Consider the following 17,011-nt stretch of genomic DNA (forward strand, 5'->3'; position numbering starts at 1 on the left):
CTTTCAGACGTAGGCCGTAAACAATGGCCTAGAGTTCGCCTCCCCCAGCGTTAGGGTCAAGAGGCTGGACCGTGGGTAAGCCAGTGTTTACCAAGAGAGGGATTCTGCAAGCGATGGGGCAAACCATGGACCTGACAGGGAAAACCGCGCTGATCACCGGCGCGAGCCGGGGGATTGGCGCAGCGGCGGCGCGTCTTTTTGCCGAAGCCGGGGCGAATGTGGCGCTGGTCGCCCGGGGCCGCGAGGCGGTGGCCGAGCTGGCCGGCGAGATCGGGCCGAAGGCGATGGCGATCCCCTGCGACATCTCGCGCTACTGGGAGATGGACCAGGCGGTGCAGGCCTGCGTCTCGGCCTTCGGCCGGATTGACGTGCTGGTGAACAATGCCGGGGTGATCGAGCCGATCGCGCCGCTTGCCGGGGCCGATCCGGGCGCCTGGGGGCAGGTGATCGACGTCAACCTCAAGGGCGTCTACCACGGCATGCACGCGGCATTGCCGCTGATGCTGGCGGCGGGTGGCGGCACGGTGCTGACCATCGGCTCGGGTGCGGCGCATCACCCGCTCGAGGGCTGGTCGGCCTATTGTGCCTCGAAGGCGGGGGCGCTGATGCTGACCCGCATGGCCGATGCCGAGTACCGCGACCGGGGCATCCGCGCGATCTCGCTCTCGCCCGGCACGGTGGCGACGCAGATGCAGCGCACGATCAAGGCCTCTGGGGTGAACCCGGTCAGCGAGCTGAACTGGGAAGACCACATTCCGCCAGAGTGGGTGGCAAAAGCGTTGCTTTGGATGTGCGGGTCCGAGACCGACGACTACCTCGGCGGCGAGGTTTCGCTGCGCGACGAGGCGGTGCGCCGCGCGATCGGCGTCGCATGATCTCGCTCGCGCAGGAGGGCGGCTACTGGCTGGTGGTGATCGACCGTCCCGAGAAGGCCAATTCGCTGACTCCGGAGATGCTGGAGCGCCTCTGCCAGATCGCCGAGGCGGCCCGCTCGGCGCAGGTGCTGGTGATCACCGGCACCGGACGCGTGTTCTCGGCCGGGGCGGACCTCGAGGCGGCGCGGGCGGGGCTCGCGACCTCGGGGCTCTGGGAACGGCTGTCGGGTGCCATCGCAGGGCTGCCGGGGCTGACCATCTGCGCGCTCAACGGCACGTTGGCGGGCGGGGCCATGGGCATGGCGCTGGCCTGTGACCTGCGCATCGCCGTGCCGGGGGCCAAGGTCTTCTATCCGGTGATGAAGCTGGGCTTCCTGCCGCAGCCCTCGGATCCGGTGAGGCTTGCAGCTTTGGTAGGCCCGGCGCGGGCGAAGATGATTCTGATGGCGGGGCAGAAGGTGCCGGTGGAAGAAGCGCAAGACTGGGGGCTGATCGATCGCATTGTGGCGCCGGAGGAGTTGCTGGCCACGGCGCGCTCTCTGGCCGAGGACACGCTGGCCGCCGACCCGGCGCATGCGGCTGGGATCAAGGCGCTCATCTCCTGAGGCAGGGCGCGCCCACCGTCGGTGCGCGTGGGTCGGTCACCCGGTAGACATGTCCAGGGCGCGGAAGGCTTGTGCACGCGGCCCGGAGGTGATGGCTCAGGCCGCACGGCTATGCGGTGGATGGGCGTCCTGCGGGGCGCGCAGGTCGAATTCGCTGACCAGCGCCGACAGCCGCTGTGCGCCCTCGGCGAGTTCGGTCGAGGCGTCGCGGCTGGCATCGGCGACCTCGATGTTCTGCGAGGTGAGGTCGCGCAACCGGGTCATGGCGTTGTTCACGCCCTGAAGCTCGCGGTTCTGCGCCTCGGCGGCGGCGCTGATGTTCGAGAGCACCTCGTCGACCCGGAGGATCTGTTCGAGGATCGCCTGCAGCGCCTCGCCGGTTTCGCCTACGAGGTTGACGCCGCCGCTGACTTCGCGGGCGCTTTCCTCGATCAGCCCCTTGATCTCGAGCGCGGCGTCGGCGGAGCGGCTGGCGAGCCCCTGCACTTCCATGGCGACCACGGCGAAACCCTTGCCCGACTCGCCGGCGCGCGCGGCTTCGACCCCGGCGTTGAGTGCCAGGAGATTGGTCTGGAAGGAGATATCCTCGATCACTGCGGTGATCTGCGCGATGCGCCCCGAGCTTTCGGCGATGCGATCCATGGCGGCCACGGCATTGCGTACCACCTCGCCGGAGCGGTCGGCGCGTCCCTTGGCCTCGTCGGCGAGGTCCTTCACGTCCTTCAGCGCGCCATTGGTCTCTGCCAGCGTGCTTGTCAGCCCCGAGACTGTCTCGGCGGTGCTGCTGATGGTTTCGACCTGCGCGGCCGTGCGTTCGGCGAGATCGGCGGCCGAGCCGCGCAGCCCGCGCGAGCGTTGCTCGATCTCTCCGACGGTGCCGGAGACGGCGCGCATCACTTCGCGCAGGCGGGCGGTGGCGGTGTTGAAGTCATTGCGGATCGCGTCGTATTCCTCGGCCAAGGGCTCGTCGAAACGCAATGTCAGGTCGGCCCGGGCCAACGCGTTCAGCCCCTCGGTGACGAGATCGACCACCTGCTGGTGGCGGGCGTTGAGCCGGGCCTCGTCCTCGGCGCGCTTTTCGATGGCGGCCCGCGAGAGCTGCTTGAAGCGATAGATCGACTGCGCCATGCGTCCGATCTCGCCACGGCTGTTGATGTGGGGCACCCAAGCCTCGAACCGGCCGTCGACGAACTCCATCATCACCGTGGTGAGCCGCCCGAGCCGCCGGGTGACGAACTCGGCGATCAGCACCCCGATCCCGGCCATGGCGAGGGCGGCCAGAAGCGTCAGCGCACCTGTGATCATGAGGGTGCTGCGCGCCTCCTGCGCGGTGGATAGCGCCAGCGCCGAGGTTTTCTTGCTGAGCCGGGTCTCGGCCTCGCGGAGCGCATCGATCCAGGCCGTCGAGGCAGTGAACCAGGCAGGGGCGGTGAGCGCGCCGCGCTCGCCCCCGTAGGGCAAAGCCGAGATCATTTCGACCATCGGTGCCACGGCCTGAGCGGCGGGTGTGGCGCGCAGATCGTCGAGCAGGGCAGGGTCCTGGAGAACCAGCGCCGCGCGCGCGAGGGAGGCGTTTTCACGGGCGGTGAGCTCCATGAAGCGGCGGTGCACCTGCGGTGGGAAGACATCGGTGCCGAGCCCGGTGGCGCCCATGGCCCGGGCGAGCCCGGCGCTTTCCTTGGCGAGCCCGATTTCTTCATGCGCCTCCATGAGGGCGCCTGTCGCCGGGGAGCGCGCGATGTCACGCATGTGGCTTCCGGCGGCGAGCAGCAGGTTCACCAACGCGGTGTAGGTCCCGGCCAGCTCGGGCACGGTCAGGGTGAAGCGATCGATCTTTTCGCGAAGGTCGGGGAGGGCGGCGATCTGCTTGCGGAGGTTGGCCATGGTTGTGGTGGCGGCAGCTTCGGCCTCGGGCACGGCGTCGAAGAACCCGGCAAGTACGGCGTCGGTGGCGCTGCGCTGCGCCACCAGCTCGGCGGCGAAATTCTTGCCACGGGACGAGGTCAAGCCGGCTGAATAGCCGCGTTCCTTCTGCAGCTCGTGCACAAGGTCGGCGAAAACCTCGGCCTCGGTTGCGATGCGCGCGACCCGCTCGAGCGTTTCGGCGTTGCGGTTCAGGCGCAGCACCTCCTGCCCGGAGAAAAAGAACACCAGCGCCAGAAGGGGTCCGAGCGCGCCGAGAAGCATCAGTCGCAGGCTCATTGGCAGAATTCCGTCCAGAAGGGCAAGCATGGACCTTGTGGACCCGGACAGGTGAAGACTTGCTGAACGGCGCCAGCGGGCGGGCAGGAATATGTCGCGAAATTGAACGGTCTTATGGCGCCCCGCCCGATCCGAGCGGGACGCCGGAGCTTCGTGTCAGTTCAGCGCGGCGGTCATGGCTGCCTTGGCGTCGCCGCCGTCCAGCGTTGTGACGCCGTCGAGCCAGCTGTCGAGCACGCCGGCGTTGGCCTTCAGCCAGGCGGTGGCGGCCTTGTCGGGGTCGGTGCCTTCGTTGAGGATCGCGCCCATGATCTCGTTCTCCATCTGCAGCGAGAATTCGAGGTTCTCCAGTAGCTTGCCGACGTTGGGGCATTCCTCGACATAGCCGGCGCGGGTGTTGGTGTAGACCGTGGCGCCGCCGAAATCCGGGCCGAACCAGTCGTCGCCGCCCGACAGGTAGGTGAGGTCGAAGTTGGCGTTCATCGGATGCGGCTCCCAGCCGAGGAAGACGATCGGCTCGTCACGCTTGGTGGCGCGGTCGACCTGCGCCAGCATGCCCTGCTCGGAGCTTTCCTTGACGTCGAACGCGCTGAGACCGAAAGCATCGGCCTCGATCATGTCGAGGATCAGCCGGTTGCCGTCGTTGCCCGGCTCGATGCCGTAGATGGTCTCGTCGAGCTCATCGGCATGGGCGGCGATGTCGGCGAAATCGGTGAGGCCGAGTGCGGCGCCGGCGGCATTTGTGGCCAGCGTGTACTTTGCCCCTTCGAGGTTGGCACGGACGGTGTCGACCGAGCCTTTCTCGCGGTAGGGGGCGATGTCGCCCTCCATCGTGGGCATCCAATTGCCGAGGAAGACATCGACGTCGCCGCGGTCCATCGAGGTGTAGGTGACCGGCACCGAGAGCACCTTGATGTCGGTGTCATAGCCGAGGGCCTGCAGCACAACGGTGGTGGCGGCGGTGGTGGCGGTGATGTCGGTCCAGCCGACGTCCGAGAAAGTGATGCTGTCGCAATCTGCCTGTGCGGCGCCGGCACTGGCCAACGCGGCGAAGAGCGCGAGGCGGCAAATAGTCATGATCTTGTCCCCTGTTGGTTCTTTGTGCGCGCAAGTAAGCGCCCTTCGCCAATGCTTTGCAACCGGGCGGCGCGCAAGGCCTCTCGCCTTTCGGGCGCGGGCTGTGGCAGGCTGCGCAAAACACGACAACAAGGCACAACAGCAAGACCGGCGGACGGAGGCAGGCAATGGCGGAACTCGAGACGAAGATCGCGCAGGGGCGCGGCGACGAGGCGGCGGACCTGGTGCTCAAGGGGGGGGCGCATCCTCGACCTGGTCACCGGCGAGCTGATCGCGGGCGACGTGGCGATCTGCGAGGATACGATCGTCGGGGTCTATGAGAGCTACGAGGGGCGCGAGGAGATCGACGTGGCGGGCGCGATCCTGGTGCCCGGGTTCATCGATACGCATCTGCACATCGAGAGCTCGCTGGTCACCCCCTTCGAGTTCGACCGCTGCGTGACGCCGCGCGGGGTGACCACGGCGATCTGCGACCCGCATGAGATCGCCAACGTGATCGGCGCGGCGGGCATCCGCTACTTCCAGCAGGCCTCGGCGCACACGCTGATGGACATCCGGGTGCAGCTGTCGTCCTGCGTGCCTTCCACCCACATGGAGACCGCCGGGGCCGAGCTGCTGGCCGAGGATATCGCCGCGCTGATGGGCCATCCCTCGGGCATCGGGCTGGCGGAATTCATGAATTACCCCGGGGTGATCCATCGCGATCCCGAGGCGATGAAGAAATTGAAGCTCTTCGAAGGCGGGCATGTGGACGGCCATTGCCCGCTGCTGTCGGGGCGGGACCTCAATGCCTATGTGGCGGCGGGCATCCGCACCGAGCACGAGGCGACCAGCGCCGAGGAGGCGCTGGAGAAGCTGCGCAAGGGGATGCGGGTGTTGATCCGCGAGGGGTCGGTGTCCAAAGACCTGCACGCGCTGCAGCCGCTGCTAAGCGAGCGGACCTCGCCCTACATGTGCCTTTGCACCGACGACCGGAACCCGCTGGACATCGGCGAGCACGGGCATCTCGATTACATGATCCGCACGCTGATCGAACTGGGTACGCCGCCCTTGGCTGCCTACCGTGCGGCGTCGTTGTCGGCGGCCGAGGCCTTCGGTCTCAAGGACCGCGGCATGATCGCGCCGGGCAAGCGGGCGGATATCGTCGCCATCGACAGCCTTGAAGGGTGCCACGCGCAGCTGGTGCTGGCAGGCGGCGTGGTGGTGGAGGATGCCGCCTTTGCCGCGCGCGAGACGATCCCCGAGGTGGGGCGCTCTTCGGTGCATGCACCGAGGCTCGACGCGCAGAGTTTCCGCGCCACCGCCAACCGCGAGGAGACTGATGTGATCGGCATCCGCGAGGGGCAGATCCTCACCGACCACCTGCACGAGACAGTGGTTATCGAGAACGGTGACAAGGCGCCCGACGTGGCGCGCGATCTGATCCGCATCGCGGTGGTCGAGCGGCATGGCAAGAACGGCAATATCGCCACGGGTTTCGTGCGCGGCTTCGGGCTGCAGAAGGGAGCGATCGCCTCGACCGTCTGCCACGACCATCACAACATCGCCTGCGTCGGCGCGGATTACGCCGACATGGCGCTGGCGTCGAACCGTCTGGCGGAGATAGAGGGTGGCTTCGTCGTAGCGGCCGAGGGGAGGATCCTCGCCGAGCTGGCGCTGCCGGTGGCGGGGCTGATGAGCCTCTTGCCCTTCGAAGAGGTACGCGACCGGCTGGTCGAGCTGCGCGCCGCGGCGCGCAGTCTTGGCGTGACGCTGGAGGAGCCCTTCCTTCAGCTTGCCTTCCTTGCGCTGCCGGTAATCCCCGCGCTGAAAATCACCGACCGCGGCATGGTGGATGTCACCAAGTTCGAGATCATCCCCGGCTGAGCGGGATCACTCCTCGTCGTCGTCCTCGTCATCGTCGTAGAACGGCGTAACCTGGGCGACGATCACCGAGTTTTCCTCAAGTGCGCGGGCCATCAGCTCGCGCTCGGCCTCGTCGATCTCCATGCCCTGCGCGACACGCTCTTCCTCGGTGCCGTAGCCGGTCACGTCGAGCGGGTTCATGTCGGCCTGCTTGAGGATCGCCACGGTCTCGCGCACCGCCTCGGCCTCGTCCACGCCCGAGGCGTAGCAGAGCAGCCCGGCGCCGGTCGCGCCCTTGGGAAGGCCGTCGCCATCCTTGCGGCCGACTTCGACCAGGAGCGTGTAGACCTGCTGTTTTGACGGTTTCTTGCCCATATTCTTCGCTCCGCGGTGGTTGCCCTCCGCAATGGGCAAGCCGCGCGCCGCTGTCAAGCAAAGGGCACGCGGCGGGGGGCAGGCTCAGCGAAGCTTTCGGTAGCCCCAGATCAGCAGGACGGCGCCGATGATGCCGACGATGAGCTGCGGGATCCAGGTGTTGGCGGCGTAGATGCCGACCACCGAGAGGATCAGGTTCAGCACCACGGCGCCGATGATGCCGAGGATGATATTGGTGAGAATGCCGGTGTCGGCCTTCATGATCATCGACGCGATCCAGCCGGCAAGCCCGCCGACGATGATGGACGCGATAATTCCGAGACCCATGGTACGTATCCCCTATTTGGAAAAGTGACGCTAGGGGAACGCCTTGGGCGGAAAATGGTTCCTCAGAGCGGGCGCACAGGGCGTCGGGTGCGCCATGGCGCGCGGGCAAAAGAAAGGGGCGCCGCACGGCGCCCCTTCTCAAATGCTCTGCCGGGTCGGGACCCGCGCGCTCAGTCGCGCAGCAGTTCGTTGATGCCGGTCTTCGAGCGGGTCTTCTCGTCGACGCGCTTGACGATGACAGCGCAGTAGAGGCTGACGCCGTTCTTCGAGGGCATCGAGCCTGCGACGACCACCGAGTAGGGCGGCACTTCGCCGTACATGACTTCGCCGGTCTCGCGGTCGACGATCTTGGTCGACTGGCCGAGGAAGACGCCCATGCCGAGCACCGAGCCCTCGCGGACGATCACGCCCTCGACCACCTCGGAGCGGGCGCCGATGAAGCAATTGTCCTCGATGATGGTCGGCCCGGCCTGCATGGGCTCGAGCACGCCGCCGATGCCGACGCCGCCCGAGAGATGCACGCCCTTGCCGATTTGCGCGCAGGAGCCGACGGTCGCCCAGGTGTCCACCATGGTGCCGCTGTCGACATAGGCGCCGAGGTTGACGAAGGACGGCATCAGCACCACGCCCGGCGCGATATAGGCCGACTTGCGGACGACGGCGTTCGGCACCGCGCGGAAGCCCGCGGCCTTCCACTGGTTTTCGCCCCAGCCCTTGAACTTGCTGTCAACCTTGTCCCACCAGCCGGAGCCCTGCGGGCCGCCGTCATGCTGCTCCATGTCCTTGATGCGGAAGCCGAGCAGCACCGCCTTCTTGGCCCACTGGTTGACGTGCCAGCTGCCGTCCGCCTGTTTCTCCGCCACGCGCAGCGTGCCGCTGTCGAGGGCGTTCAGCGTGTCCTCGATGGCCTCGCGGGTTTCACCGGTGGTTGCGGGGGTGATCGTGTCGCGCGCCTCCCAGGCGGCTTCGATGGCGGTCTCGAGCTGGGCGTTGGACATTTGCGTCTCCTGTCGTCCGGGTTTACTGCCCTATAGCGGCAGGGTGCCGCCGCGACAATGCGAGACGTCGCCGGGCCGCCCCTGCAAGGCAGGCCAAGACAGGAGAGACCCGTGGCAAAACCCATCCACAGCATGATCCGCGTGCTCGACGAAGCGCGCTCGGTTGCCTTCTACGACACGGCCTTCGGGCTGAAGGTTGCGGACCGGCTGGATTTTCCGGAGTTCACCCTGATCTACCTCAGCGCTCCCGAGAGCGGCTTCGAGCTGGAGCTAACGGTGAACAAGGAGCGGACCGAGCCCTACGAGCTCGGCGACGGTTACGGCCATTTCGCGGTCTCGGTCGCCGACCTTGAGGCAGAGCACGCGCGGCTCACCGCGGCGGGCCTTGCGCCGCGCAAGCTGGTGGAATTTGCGCCCGCGGGCGAGGTGGTGGCGCGGTTCTTCTTCATTGCCGACCCCGACGGCTATCAGATCGAGGTGCTGGAGCGCAGCGGGCGATTCTCGTGATCCGCTGACCGGCGCGGGACGGCGAGGGGAGAGGGGGGGCGCTGCCCCCCCGGCCTGCGGCCACCCCCCGGGATATTTGAGCCTAGAAGAACGCGGCGGGCTCAGGCGAGCGGGTCGGGGGTGATATTGCCGCCGCAGAGCAGCACGGCCACGCGCTCGCCCGGCTCGGGGCGATAGCGCCGGAGCGGAGCGCAGCGAGCGCGGTGGCCCCGGCGGGCTCGACCAGCAGGCGGTGGGCCTGCCAGAGCGCGCGCTGCGCCTCGACAATCGCGGCGTCCGTGACGGTGACGCGACGGGCGAGGTGCCTTTGCGCCAGCCCAAAGCAGAGGCTGCCGATACGCCGGGCGCCGAGGGCATTGGCGGCGACGCCGGAGACCTCGACATCGACCGGGGCGCCGGCCTGCAGTGCCGCATCCAGCGTGCGGGCTTGTTGCGGCTCGACGGCGACGACCCGGCGCGCGCCCTGCAGCCAACCGAGCGCGCCGCCGATCAGTCCGCCGCCGCCGACGGCGATCAGCACGGTATCGGCGGCGAGGCCCTGCTGTTCCCATTCGCGCATCAAGGTGCCTTGCCCGGCGAGTGTGGGGACGGCGTCATAGGCGTGGACCTGCATCGCGCCGGTCTCGGCCTCATAGGCGCGGGCCTGCTCCAGCGCGTTGGCGTATTCACCCGGCACCACGGTGAGCGCGGCGCCGGTGCGCTCGATCAGCGCGATCTTGGCGGTACCGGCGATCTCGGGCACGAAGATCTGGGCGCGATAACCGAGCCGCGTGGCCGCGTAGGCGACCGCCGCGCCGTGGTTGCCACCGGAGGCCGCGACAACCCCGGCGCCGGGCACCGGCAGGCTGAGCAGCGTATTGAAGGCGCCGCGGGCCTTAAAACTGCCGGTGTGCTGGAGATGTTCGAGCTTGAGGTCGACGGGGTGTTCCCACAGCACCGCGCTGCGCATCACCGGGGTGCGCTGCACGTAGGCGGTGCTGCGCTCCGCGGCGGCGGCGATCTCGGCTTTCCAGTCCATTTTCCGTTTTCCTCTGATGCTCTTGCCGCAGGGCACGCTATATTCAGAGTCTGAGCAGAACAAGGACGGCCGACATGAATGACGAACGCCACTCCATCTTCCGCGACGCCGGACGTGACCGCAAGACTGCCGAGCAGATCCCGGACACGCCGCAGACGCGCGCCCCGTCCTACCGCCTCGCCTTTGCCGATGAGGCTTTCCTATGCCGCGAGGAGCTGCGCCCGGTGAGGCTGCAGCTGGAGCTGCTGAAGCCGCAGCTCGAGCTCGACGAGCGGCAGATCGAGAGCACCATCGTGCTGTTCGGTGGCGCGCGGATTCCCGCGCCGGAGCACAAGGACGGCGCGCGGACGCAGACATTGGCGGATCTGTCGCGTTTCTACGAGGAGGCGCGGCTGTTTGCGCAGGCGATGACCCGCAAGTCGATCGCCACCGGCAACCGGGAGTTCGTCATCACCACCGGCGGCGGACCGGGCGTGATGGAGGCGGGCAACCGCGGCGCCGAGGAGGCGGGCGGCGTATCGATCGGGCTCAACATCGTGCTTCCACACGAGCAGGCGCCGAACGAATACGTGACGCCGAACCTGTGCTTCAACTTCCACTACTTCGCGATCCGCAAGATGCACTTCCTGATGCGGGCGCGGGCGATCTGCGTCTTCCCCGGCGGTTTCGGTACGCTCGACGAGATGTTCGAGGCGCTGACACTGATCCAGACCGGGCGCATGGAACGGGTGCCCTTCCTGCTGTTCGGGCGCAGCTTCTGGGAGACGATCATCAACTGGGAGGCGCTGCAGGAGGCGGGAACGATCAGCCCCGAGGATCTCGATCTCTTCCGCTTCGTCGAGAGCGCGGAAGAGGCAGCGCATATCATCGAGGAATGGGATCCGGCGCCGGCGCGGAGCGATATCCCGGGCCGCTGACGCGCGGTTCCATGAAAGACGAAGGGGCGCGTGATCCGCGCCCCTTTTTCGTGTTCGTTTTCGTGCTCGTTTCCGCTGCGACGGACCCTGCCGGGCCTGAGGTCAGAGCGACTGTTTCTCTTCCGTCTTGGCCGGCACATCCTCGCAGCGCTCGACCCAGCGCGCGATGATCTCGCGCGCGAACTCCTCGTCACGCTCGCCGATGGCCTGGCGCAGGTCCTTCATCGCGGTGGCGATCTCGAACTCCGACAGGTAGCTCTCCTGCGCGCGGAGGATCTTGTGGTGCGGCGTGGTCAGCATGTCGGTGGAGATCAGCAGCTCTTCGTGCAGCTTTTCGCCCTTGCGCAGGCCGGTCACCTTGATCTCGATATCGCCGTCGGGGGTGGTGTCGTCGCGCACGGTGTAGCCGGCGCCCTCGATCATCTGGCGGGCCAGCTTGTGGATCGGAACCGGCTCGCCCATGTCGAGCACGAAGACGTCTCCGCCGCGCGAGAAGGACCCGGCGAGCAGCACCAGCCGGGCCGCCTCGGAGATGGTCATGAAATAGCGGGTGACCCGCGTGTCGGTGAGGGTGACCGGGCCGCCGCGGGCGATCTGCTCTTCGAAGAGCGGGATGACCGAGCCCGAGGAGCCCAGCACGTTGCCGAAGCGCACCATCGAGAAGCGGGTGTCGCTGCTGCGGGTGGCGAGATCCTGCACCAGCAGCTCGGCGAGGCGTTTCGAGGCGCCCATGACATTGGTCGGGCGCACGGCCTTGTCGGAGGAGACGAGGATGAAGCGCTCGACCCCGGCCTCGCGCGCGGCCTCGGCGATCACCTTGGTGCCCAGCACGTTGTTGCGCATGCCGGCGATGACGTTGTTTTCCACCAGCGGTAGGTGCTTGTAGGCGGCGGCATGCAGCACCACGTCGATGCGGTACTGCTCGAGCACGCGGGCGATGAGGGTCTCGTCGAGCACCGAGCCGAGCACGGGGGTGATCTTGAGCCCGTCCCCGGAGAGGTCGCGCAGTTCCTTATCGATGTTGTAGAGCGCCAGTTCCGAGTGATCGAGTGCGACGATGCACTCGGGCTTGCAGCCAAGGAGTTGGCGGCAGAGCTCGGAGCCGATCGAGCCACCGGCGCCGGTGATCAGGATGCGGCGCCCGGAGTAGGCGTGGCTGACGCCGGGCAGCTCGCTCTCGAGCCGGCCGCGGCCGAGCAGGTCATCGAGCGACACCGGCGAAACGCGCTTGCGCAGCTCGCCCTCGCCGACCAGTTCGGCGAAGGAGGGCAGGGCGTGGACCTCGCAGCCGATGGCGCGCAGCCGGTGGGCGATGCGCGCAAGCTCGGGCGGGCGGATCGAGGGCATGGCGAGCACGACGCGGTCGATGTTGCGGGTCTCGATCAGGTGTTTGACCGTCGAGGGCGCATGCACGCGCAGCCCCGAGACCACCAGCGATTGCAGCGTCGGGTTGTCGTCGACGAAACACACCGGCTCGATCGCATCGTCCTGACGCAGCGCCGCGACCAGCTGCTGGCCGGTCTTGCCGGCGCCGTAGATCAGCACCCGCATCCGCGGCTTGGTGCGGCGGTAGGCGACGATGGTGACGTGGCGCAGCGCGATCCGCCAGAAGGCGCTGAGCACCATGAGAAGGATGCCGAAGTTGAAGTAGACCGGAATGGCGAGCCCCGGGGAGAGCAGCGCATCGATGACCAGCGCCGCCACCGCGGTCAGCACCGAGAAGAGCGCGGTGCGGGTGATCGCCCGGGTTTCGAAGGCGTTGAGCTTGATCCGCGGCAATTGCAGGTGCCAGGAGATCGCGCCGCCCGCGAGCATGATCAGGATCACCAGCGGAGTCAGCTGCGCGGCACTTGGCAGGCCGGCACGCACCATCGCGTGCAGCATCAGCGCAAGGCCGAGCGCGACGGCGATCATGACGATGTCGAGGCTGAGGAAGATGACCTGTTTCTGCGGGCGGGACAGGGAGATGGCAGATCTGTAGAAGCGCAGCCTTGTCTTGCTGGGGCGTGATCGCGTCTTGGCGGCACCGGTGCGGCTTTGGAAATTCTGCTGCCTCTTAGTCGTTCGCCGCATTGTTGCTTCTGCCCAAATAGTCTTCAAATACGTTCATGATCTACGCACCTGCCTAAACATTGGACAAGAGCGGAGATGCTGCTTCCGCGGGGAAGAGCGGATTTCTTCCCTAGAATGCGATTTCAATGCCACGAAAATCGGCGGCGGAGAAGGAAAACTCCCGGCATTCCGGGGTTTTGGGGCAAAGTTCGCCGGAAGCGTGGTTATTTCGCAGCATGGGCCCGCCGGTGGCCGGGAAACAGTGGAAAACAGCCCTTCCCGATATAGGTGGCATGCGATAAGACGCGCGCCAGCCTGCATCGCGGGATCCACTCGCGCGCAGCATCCAGGAAGGAGAGCCAGAACCATGGGCTACAAGGTCGTTGTTGCCGGTGCCACGGGGAACGTGGGCCGTGAAATGCTGAACATCCTCGCCGAGCGCGAGTTCCCGGTCGACGAGATCGCCGTGCTTGCATCGCGAAAATCTCTGGGAACCGAGGTGAGCTTCGGCGACAAGACACTCAAGACCCAGGATCTCGCCACCTTCGACTTCACCGGCTGGGACATGGCGCTCTTTGCCGTGGGGTCGGGGCCGACCAAGGAATTCGCGCCCAAGGCCGCCGCGGCGGGCTGCGTCGTGATCGACAACAGCTCGCTTTACCGCTACGATCCGGACGTTCCGCTGATCGTGCCGGAAGTGAACGCAGACGCGGTGTTCGGCTATTCCAAGAAGAACATCATCGCGAACCCCAACTGCTCGACCGCCCAGATGGTCGTGGCGCTGAAGCCGCTGCACGACCGTGCAAAGATCAAGCGCGTCGTCGTGTCGACCTACCAGTCGGTATCGGGCTCGGGCAAGGAAGGCATGGACGAGCTCTGGGAGCAGACCAAGGCCGTCTATAACCCGGTCTCCGAGGTGCCGCCGAAGAAGTACCCCAAGGAAATCGCCTTCAACGTCATTCCGCACATCGACGTCTTCATGGAAGACGGCTCGACCAAGGAAGAGTGGAAGATGGTCGCCGAGACCAAGAAGATCGTCGATCCGTCGATCAAGGTCACCGCAACCTGCGTGCGGGTGCCGGTCTTCGTCGGCCACTCGGAGGCAATCAACATCGAGTTCGAGGACTTCCTCGACGAGGACGAGGCACGCGACATCCTGCGCGAAGCACCGGGCATCATGGTGATCGATAAGCGCGAGGATGGCGGCTACGTCACCCCGAAGGAATGCGTGGGCGACTTCGCCACCTTCATCAGCCGGATCCGCCAGGACAGCACGATCGAGAACGGCCTGAACCTCTGGTGCGTCTCGGACAACCTGCGCAAGGGCGCGGCTCTCAATGCCGTGCAGATTGCAGAGGTGCTTGGGCAGAAAGTGCTCAAGAAGGGCTGAGGCTCTCCCAAATTACTAACAAATCCTTAACGCCCGCCTCCGAAAGGGGGCGGGTTTTTACTATGTTTATAAGCATTTCCCAGAAATTCGGATCACACCCCATCCGTTGGGATAGGTGGGCCTCGCCCACTGGGAACGGCACCTACTCCGCCGTCAGGATGGGCGGACAATGCACCTGCTGGTAGAAAAGGTGCATCGACAGCGACGGTTTCCGCCGCACCCGCCAGAAGGCGCAGCCAGTTAGAGGAGTGCCGACATGACCATTGACCTCGCAGACGTCGCCCGTGGCCGCCGCATCGTTGCCGTTGCTGCCCGCGACATGTCGCTGCTGAGCCGGCGGAGCCGTCCGATGCCCACCCTGATGGCGCGCCTGCTGCGCGGCTTTCGCCTGCCGGCCTGAAGGGACCAAAGGATTTTCACGAGTGCCGCCTCGGCGACCTGAGGTCGCCACGTAACAAGGCGAGTTATCCCCCGGGGGCGGGGAGTTTCGAGCCCCCACCGACCCTCGTGTCGCGTTGAGTTTTGCCGGCGGTGTTGTTTTGAGTGCCGGCATGGACGCGGGGGTCTCCGAGTGTTTCGGAGAGCGTGAGTGTGTGTAGTACCAGTAATGGCGGGGCGCGTGGTCAGGTGGTCGCGGGCCCCGCTGGTTTTCTTGTCGATCGGTCGACGGCCGCCGATCCTTCCGCCGAATAGCACCCGTCACGTCCCTCCCGTCACATGCCGTCGTCAAACGTGATCCGGTCCGGGGTCGATCCGTGGTACACTCGCCGTGTTTTCAGTATGGACGAGATTTGAGCAATGGATAGTCTTGATCGTTCCGGCGCCATGCCAGCGCCTTTTTTTCGGCGAATCTTCGCCACTCCTCCCCTCCTCCACCTCTCAAGAACACTGCGCGCCCGACACGATGCCGGGCGATCTCGATTCCGAAACCGCGGCGCTTCTTCGCATGGTTGTTCTGCCGCAGATCGAAGCTGCCTCCAGTTGGGGCGATCTGGTCATGCGGCTGAGGGAAAAGGGATTCGGGCTCGGCTTTCGTGCGGGACGGATGATTCTCAACCGGCTCGACAGTGGGGCGGAGATTTGCACGGGGCGCAGCCTCGGTGCGCCCCTGCGGGGTCTTGCGGCGCGGCTCGGGCGCCCGGCACTTCGGCTCAGCCGCGACGGGCTGAGCGCCAGGCTTCAGGGGTGAGCCAGAGTCGCTGAGCCGCAGGGCTGCTCAGACGACGACGTAGCCGTCGGCTTTGGGGTCGTAGCATTCCAGCGACCCGCTGCCGATGTCGTGCCACAGGCCGTGGATCGACAGGTCCTGCGATTCGACGGCCTCGCGCACGAAGGGGAAGGTCATCAGGTTCTCGAGCGAGACCAGCACCGATTCCTTTTCCAGCGCGCGAGCCATGTCCTCGGGCTTGCGTTCGACCACGCGGTCGTAGCCGGGGCGCAGGATGTCCATCCAGCGCCCGACGAAGCTCGACTTCTCCTCGAGTTGGGGTGCATTGCCCGAGCACATGTCGAGGCAGCCCTTCACGCCGCCGCAGCTGGAGTGGCCCATGACAATGACATGGGCGACCTTGAGCGCGGTGACCGCATATTCGACCGCCGCCGAGGTGCCGTGCTGCTGGCCGTCGGGCTTGTAGGGCGGCACGAGGTTGGCGATGTTGCGGTGAATGAAGAACTCGCCGGTGTCCGCCCCGAAGATCGAGGTGACGTGCACCCGGCTGTCGCAGCACGAGATGATCATGGCGCGCGGGTGCTGACCCTCCGAGGCGAGGCGTCGGTACCACGCGGAGTTCTCGGCATAGCTGGTCGCCTTCCAGCCCTGGAACCTCTGAACAAGGTAGGTGGGTAGCGGTTTGGCGTTGTGCATCTCGATCCTCCAAGCAACTTGAAGCCTTGGACGGAATACGCGGGATTGTCGCGGAATTCGAGAGAAGAAACACCGACATCTAACCTTTTGGGAACTTGGGCCCGCTATGACGGCGCTGCCGTGGGGGCGCAGAGATGAGGAGAGGGCGGTGACCAAATCGCTGACGTCCGGCCCCGCAGGCGCCAGGGCGGTGACCCAGATCGCTGTGCTCGCACCCTTCGAGAAGGCCGGGCTCGACCCGCAGCCGCTCGAGGAGATCTTCGCCCGGCTCGGCCCGTCCGACGCGGAAAATGCTTTATGCCGCGCGATGGAGGAGCTGGCCTATCGGCTCGGCGAGCTTGATCGGGTCCACGCGCAGGGCCGCTGGCAGGATGCCTCCCGGCATGCGCGCGAGCTCGGCGGGATCGCGAAATGTCTTGGCATGTGCTCGGTCGCGCGGATTTCCGAGGATGTGCTGACCTGCCTCGACGATGGCGACCTCGTGGCGCTGGCGGCCACCGTGGCGCGGCTCGGCCGGGTCGGGGAGCGATCGCTCTACGCCATATGGGACATGGAGGATCAGGGGGTCTGAGGCCCGGCGCGCGCCCGGCGGGTTCGGGGGCGCCTGCGTCTTCTCACGCGGGCGTCACCGCCGGAGGTTCCGGCGGCCCGCCCCCTTGCGGGTGCCGCTGGCTCCGATAGGCTCGGCGCAAACCGACCAAGGGGACCTTCATGAACCTGACTTTCGCACCCGCCGACGCCGGCGCCCTGCCGCTGCATGTGATCGAGGCCGAGGCGCTGGAGAGCTGGCTGGCAGACCAGCCCGCACGCGTGCGCACCTGGGTGGAGGCCAGCGGCTTCGCGGGCGAGATCGGCAATGCGCTGATGATTCCCGGCGAGAGCGGCGCTCCCGAGGCAGCTCTGCTCGGCTATGGCACCGCCGCCCGCCGCCGCCGCACCCGCTTCGCGCTGGCCGCCGG

15 protein-coding genes and 3 pseudogenes are annotated in these 17,011 nt (G+C 66.7%); 10 read left to right on the plus strand and 8 right to left on the minus strand.

Annotated elements, in window-relative coordinates; genetic code table 11:
- Positions 1-125: 125 nt before the first annotated feature.
- The gene (locus CLG85_RS17720; protein WP_095883729.1) at positions 126-875 is read left to right on the plus strand and encodes an SDR family oxidoreductase; all 750 of its coding nucleotides are present in this window, start codon (positions 126-128) and stop codon (positions 873-875) included.
- Positions 872-1,480 carry an enoyl-CoA hydratase/isomerase family protein gene (locus tag CLG85_RS17725; protein ID WP_095883730.1) on the plus strand — a complete coding sequence of 203 codons (609 nt, stop codon included), beginning with the start codon at positions 872-874 and terminating at the stop codon, positions 1,478-1,480. The genes CLG85_RS17720 and CLG85_RS17725 overlap by 4 nt, the downstream gene beginning before the upstream one ends.
- 96 nt (positions 1,481-1,576) lie before the next feature.
- Here the strand turns inward: CLG85_RS17725 and CLG85_RS17730 are convergent, their stop codons facing one another.
- Complete coding sequence (locus tag CLG85_RS17730; RefSeq protein WP_095883731.1) at positions 1,577-3,682, minus strand: methyl-accepting chemotaxis protein; 2,106 nt, start codon at positions 3,680-3,682, stop codon at positions 1,577-1,579.
- A 156-nt stretch (positions 3,683-3,838) separates the two neighbouring features.
- Positions 3,839-4,759: a choline ABC transporter substrate-binding protein gene (gene choX, locus CLG85_RS17735; RefSeq protein WP_095883732.1), complete on the minus strand. Its 921-nt coding sequence runs from the start codon at positions 4,757-4,759 to the stop codon at positions 3,839-3,841.
- A 167-nt stretch (positions 4,760-4,926) separates the two neighbouring features.
- On the opposite strand from choX, the pseudogene ade reads away from it, so the two are divergent.
- A pseudogene (gene ade / locus CLG85_RS17740) lies at positions 4,927-6,625 on the plus strand (adenine deaminase).
- A 6-nt stretch (positions 6,626-6,631) separates the two neighbouring features.
- Here ade and CLG85_RS17745 read toward each other — a convergent pair.
- From CLG85_RS17745 to dapD, 3 genes are all read right to left on the minus strand, one after another.
- Positions 6,632-6,979: a DUF8846 family protein gene (locus CLG85_RS17745; protein WP_095883734.1), complete on the minus strand. Its 348-nt coding sequence runs from the start codon at positions 6,977-6,979 to the stop codon at positions 6,632-6,634.
- A gap of 84 nt (positions 6,980-7,063) precedes the next feature.
- Positions 7,064-7,306 carry a GlsB/YeaQ/YmgE family stress response membrane protein gene (locus tag CLG85_RS17750; protein ID WP_095883735.1) on the minus strand — a complete coding sequence of 81 codons (243 nt, stop codon included), beginning with the start codon at positions 7,304-7,306 and terminating at the stop codon, positions 7,064-7,066.
- Positions 7,307-7,476: 170 nt separating this feature from the next.
- Positions 7,477-8,304 (minus strand): 2,3,4,5-tetrahydropyridine-2,6-dicarboxylate N-succinyltransferase, encoded by an 828-nt coding sequence (gene dapD / locus CLG85_RS17755; RefSeq protein WP_095883736.1) that lies wholly within the window; start codon positions 8,302-8,304, stop codon positions 7,477-7,479.
- Between the two features lie 111 nt (positions 8,305-8,415).
- On the opposite strand from dapD, the gene CLG85_RS17760 reads away from it, so the two are divergent.
- The gene (locus tag CLG85_RS17760; protein ID WP_095883737.1) at positions 8,416-8,811 is read left to right on the plus strand and encodes a VOC family protein; all 396 of its coding nucleotides are present in this window, start codon (positions 8,416-8,418) and stop codon (positions 8,809-8,811) included.
- 101 nt (positions 8,812-8,912) lie between these two features.
- On the opposite strand, the pseudogene CLG85_RS17765 reads toward CLG85_RS17760, so the two are convergent.
- A pseudogene (locus CLG85_RS17765) lies at positions 8,913-9,829 on the minus strand (threonine/serine dehydratase).
- Positions 9,830-9,903: 74 nt separating this feature from the next.
- On the opposite strand from CLG85_RS17765, the gene CLG85_RS17770 reads away from it, so the two are divergent.
- Positions 9,904-10,746 (plus strand): LOG family protein, encoded by an 843-nt coding sequence (locus tag CLG85_RS17770; RefSeq protein WP_095881965.1) that lies wholly within the window; start codon positions 9,904-9,906, stop codon positions 10,744-10,746.
- Positions 10,747-10,848: 102 nt separating this feature from the next.
- Here the strand turns inward: CLG85_RS17770 and CLG85_RS17775 are convergent, their stop codons facing one another.
- Positions 10,849-12,819 carry a polysaccharide biosynthesis protein gene (locus tag CLG85_RS17775; RefSeq protein ID WP_095881966.1) on the minus strand — a complete coding sequence of 657 codons (1,971 nt, stop codon included), beginning with the start codon at positions 12,817-12,819 and terminating at the stop codon, positions 10,849-10,851.
- A 346-nt stretch (positions 12,820-13,165) separates the two neighbouring features.
- On the opposite strand from CLG85_RS17775, the gene CLG85_RS17780 reads away from it, so the two are divergent.
- From CLG85_RS17780 to CLG85_RS17790, 3 genes are all read left to right on the plus strand, one after another.
- The gene (locus CLG85_RS17780) at positions 13,166-14,188 is read left to right on the plus strand and encodes an aspartate-semialdehyde dehydrogenase (RefSeq protein WP_095881967.1); all 1,023 of its coding nucleotides are present in this window, start codon (positions 13,166-13,168) and stop codon (positions 14,186-14,188) included.
- Positions 14,189-14,444: 256 nt separating this feature from the next.
- Complete coding sequence (locus tag CLG85_RS17785) at positions 14,445-14,588, plus strand: hypothetical protein (RefSeq protein WP_176476569.1); 144 nt, start codon at positions 14,445-14,447, stop codon at positions 14,586-14,588.
- 408 nt (positions 14,589-14,996) lie between these two features.
- Complete coding sequence (locus CLG85_RS17790; protein ID WP_260349764.1) at positions 14,997-15,377, plus strand: hypothetical protein; 381 nt, start codon at positions 14,997-14,999, stop codon at positions 15,375-15,377.
- A gap of 27 nt (positions 15,378-15,404) precedes the next feature.
- On the opposite strand, the gene CLG85_RS17795 is transcribed toward CLG85_RS17790, so the two are convergent.
- Positions 15,405-16,052: a carbonic anhydrase gene (locus tag CLG85_RS17795; RefSeq protein ID WP_095881969.1), complete on the minus strand. Its 648-nt coding sequence runs from the start codon at positions 16,050-16,052 to the stop codon at positions 15,405-15,407.
- 148 nt (positions 16,053-16,200) lie between these two features.
- Here CLG85_RS17795 and CLG85_RS17800 point away from each other — a divergent pair, with 148 nt between their 5' ends.
- Together CLG85_RS17800 and CLG85_RS17805 are read left to right on the plus strand one after the other, a co-directional pair.
- Positions 16,201-16,623, plus strand: coding sequence for a hypothetical protein (locus CLG85_RS17800; protein WP_235865373.1), 423 nt, complete (start codon positions 16,201-16,203; stop codon positions 16,621-16,623).
- A 140-nt stretch (positions 16,624-16,763) separates the two neighbouring features.
- Positions 16,764-17,011, plus strand: a pseudogene (locus tag CLG85_RS17805) (leucyl aminopeptidase family protein); the annotation flags it as partial.

Source organism: Alloyangia mangrovi (genome assembly GCF_002300555.2).
GTDB lineage: Bacteria > Pseudomonadota > Alphaproteobacteria > Rhodobacterales > Rhodobacteraceae > Salipiger > Salipiger mangrovi.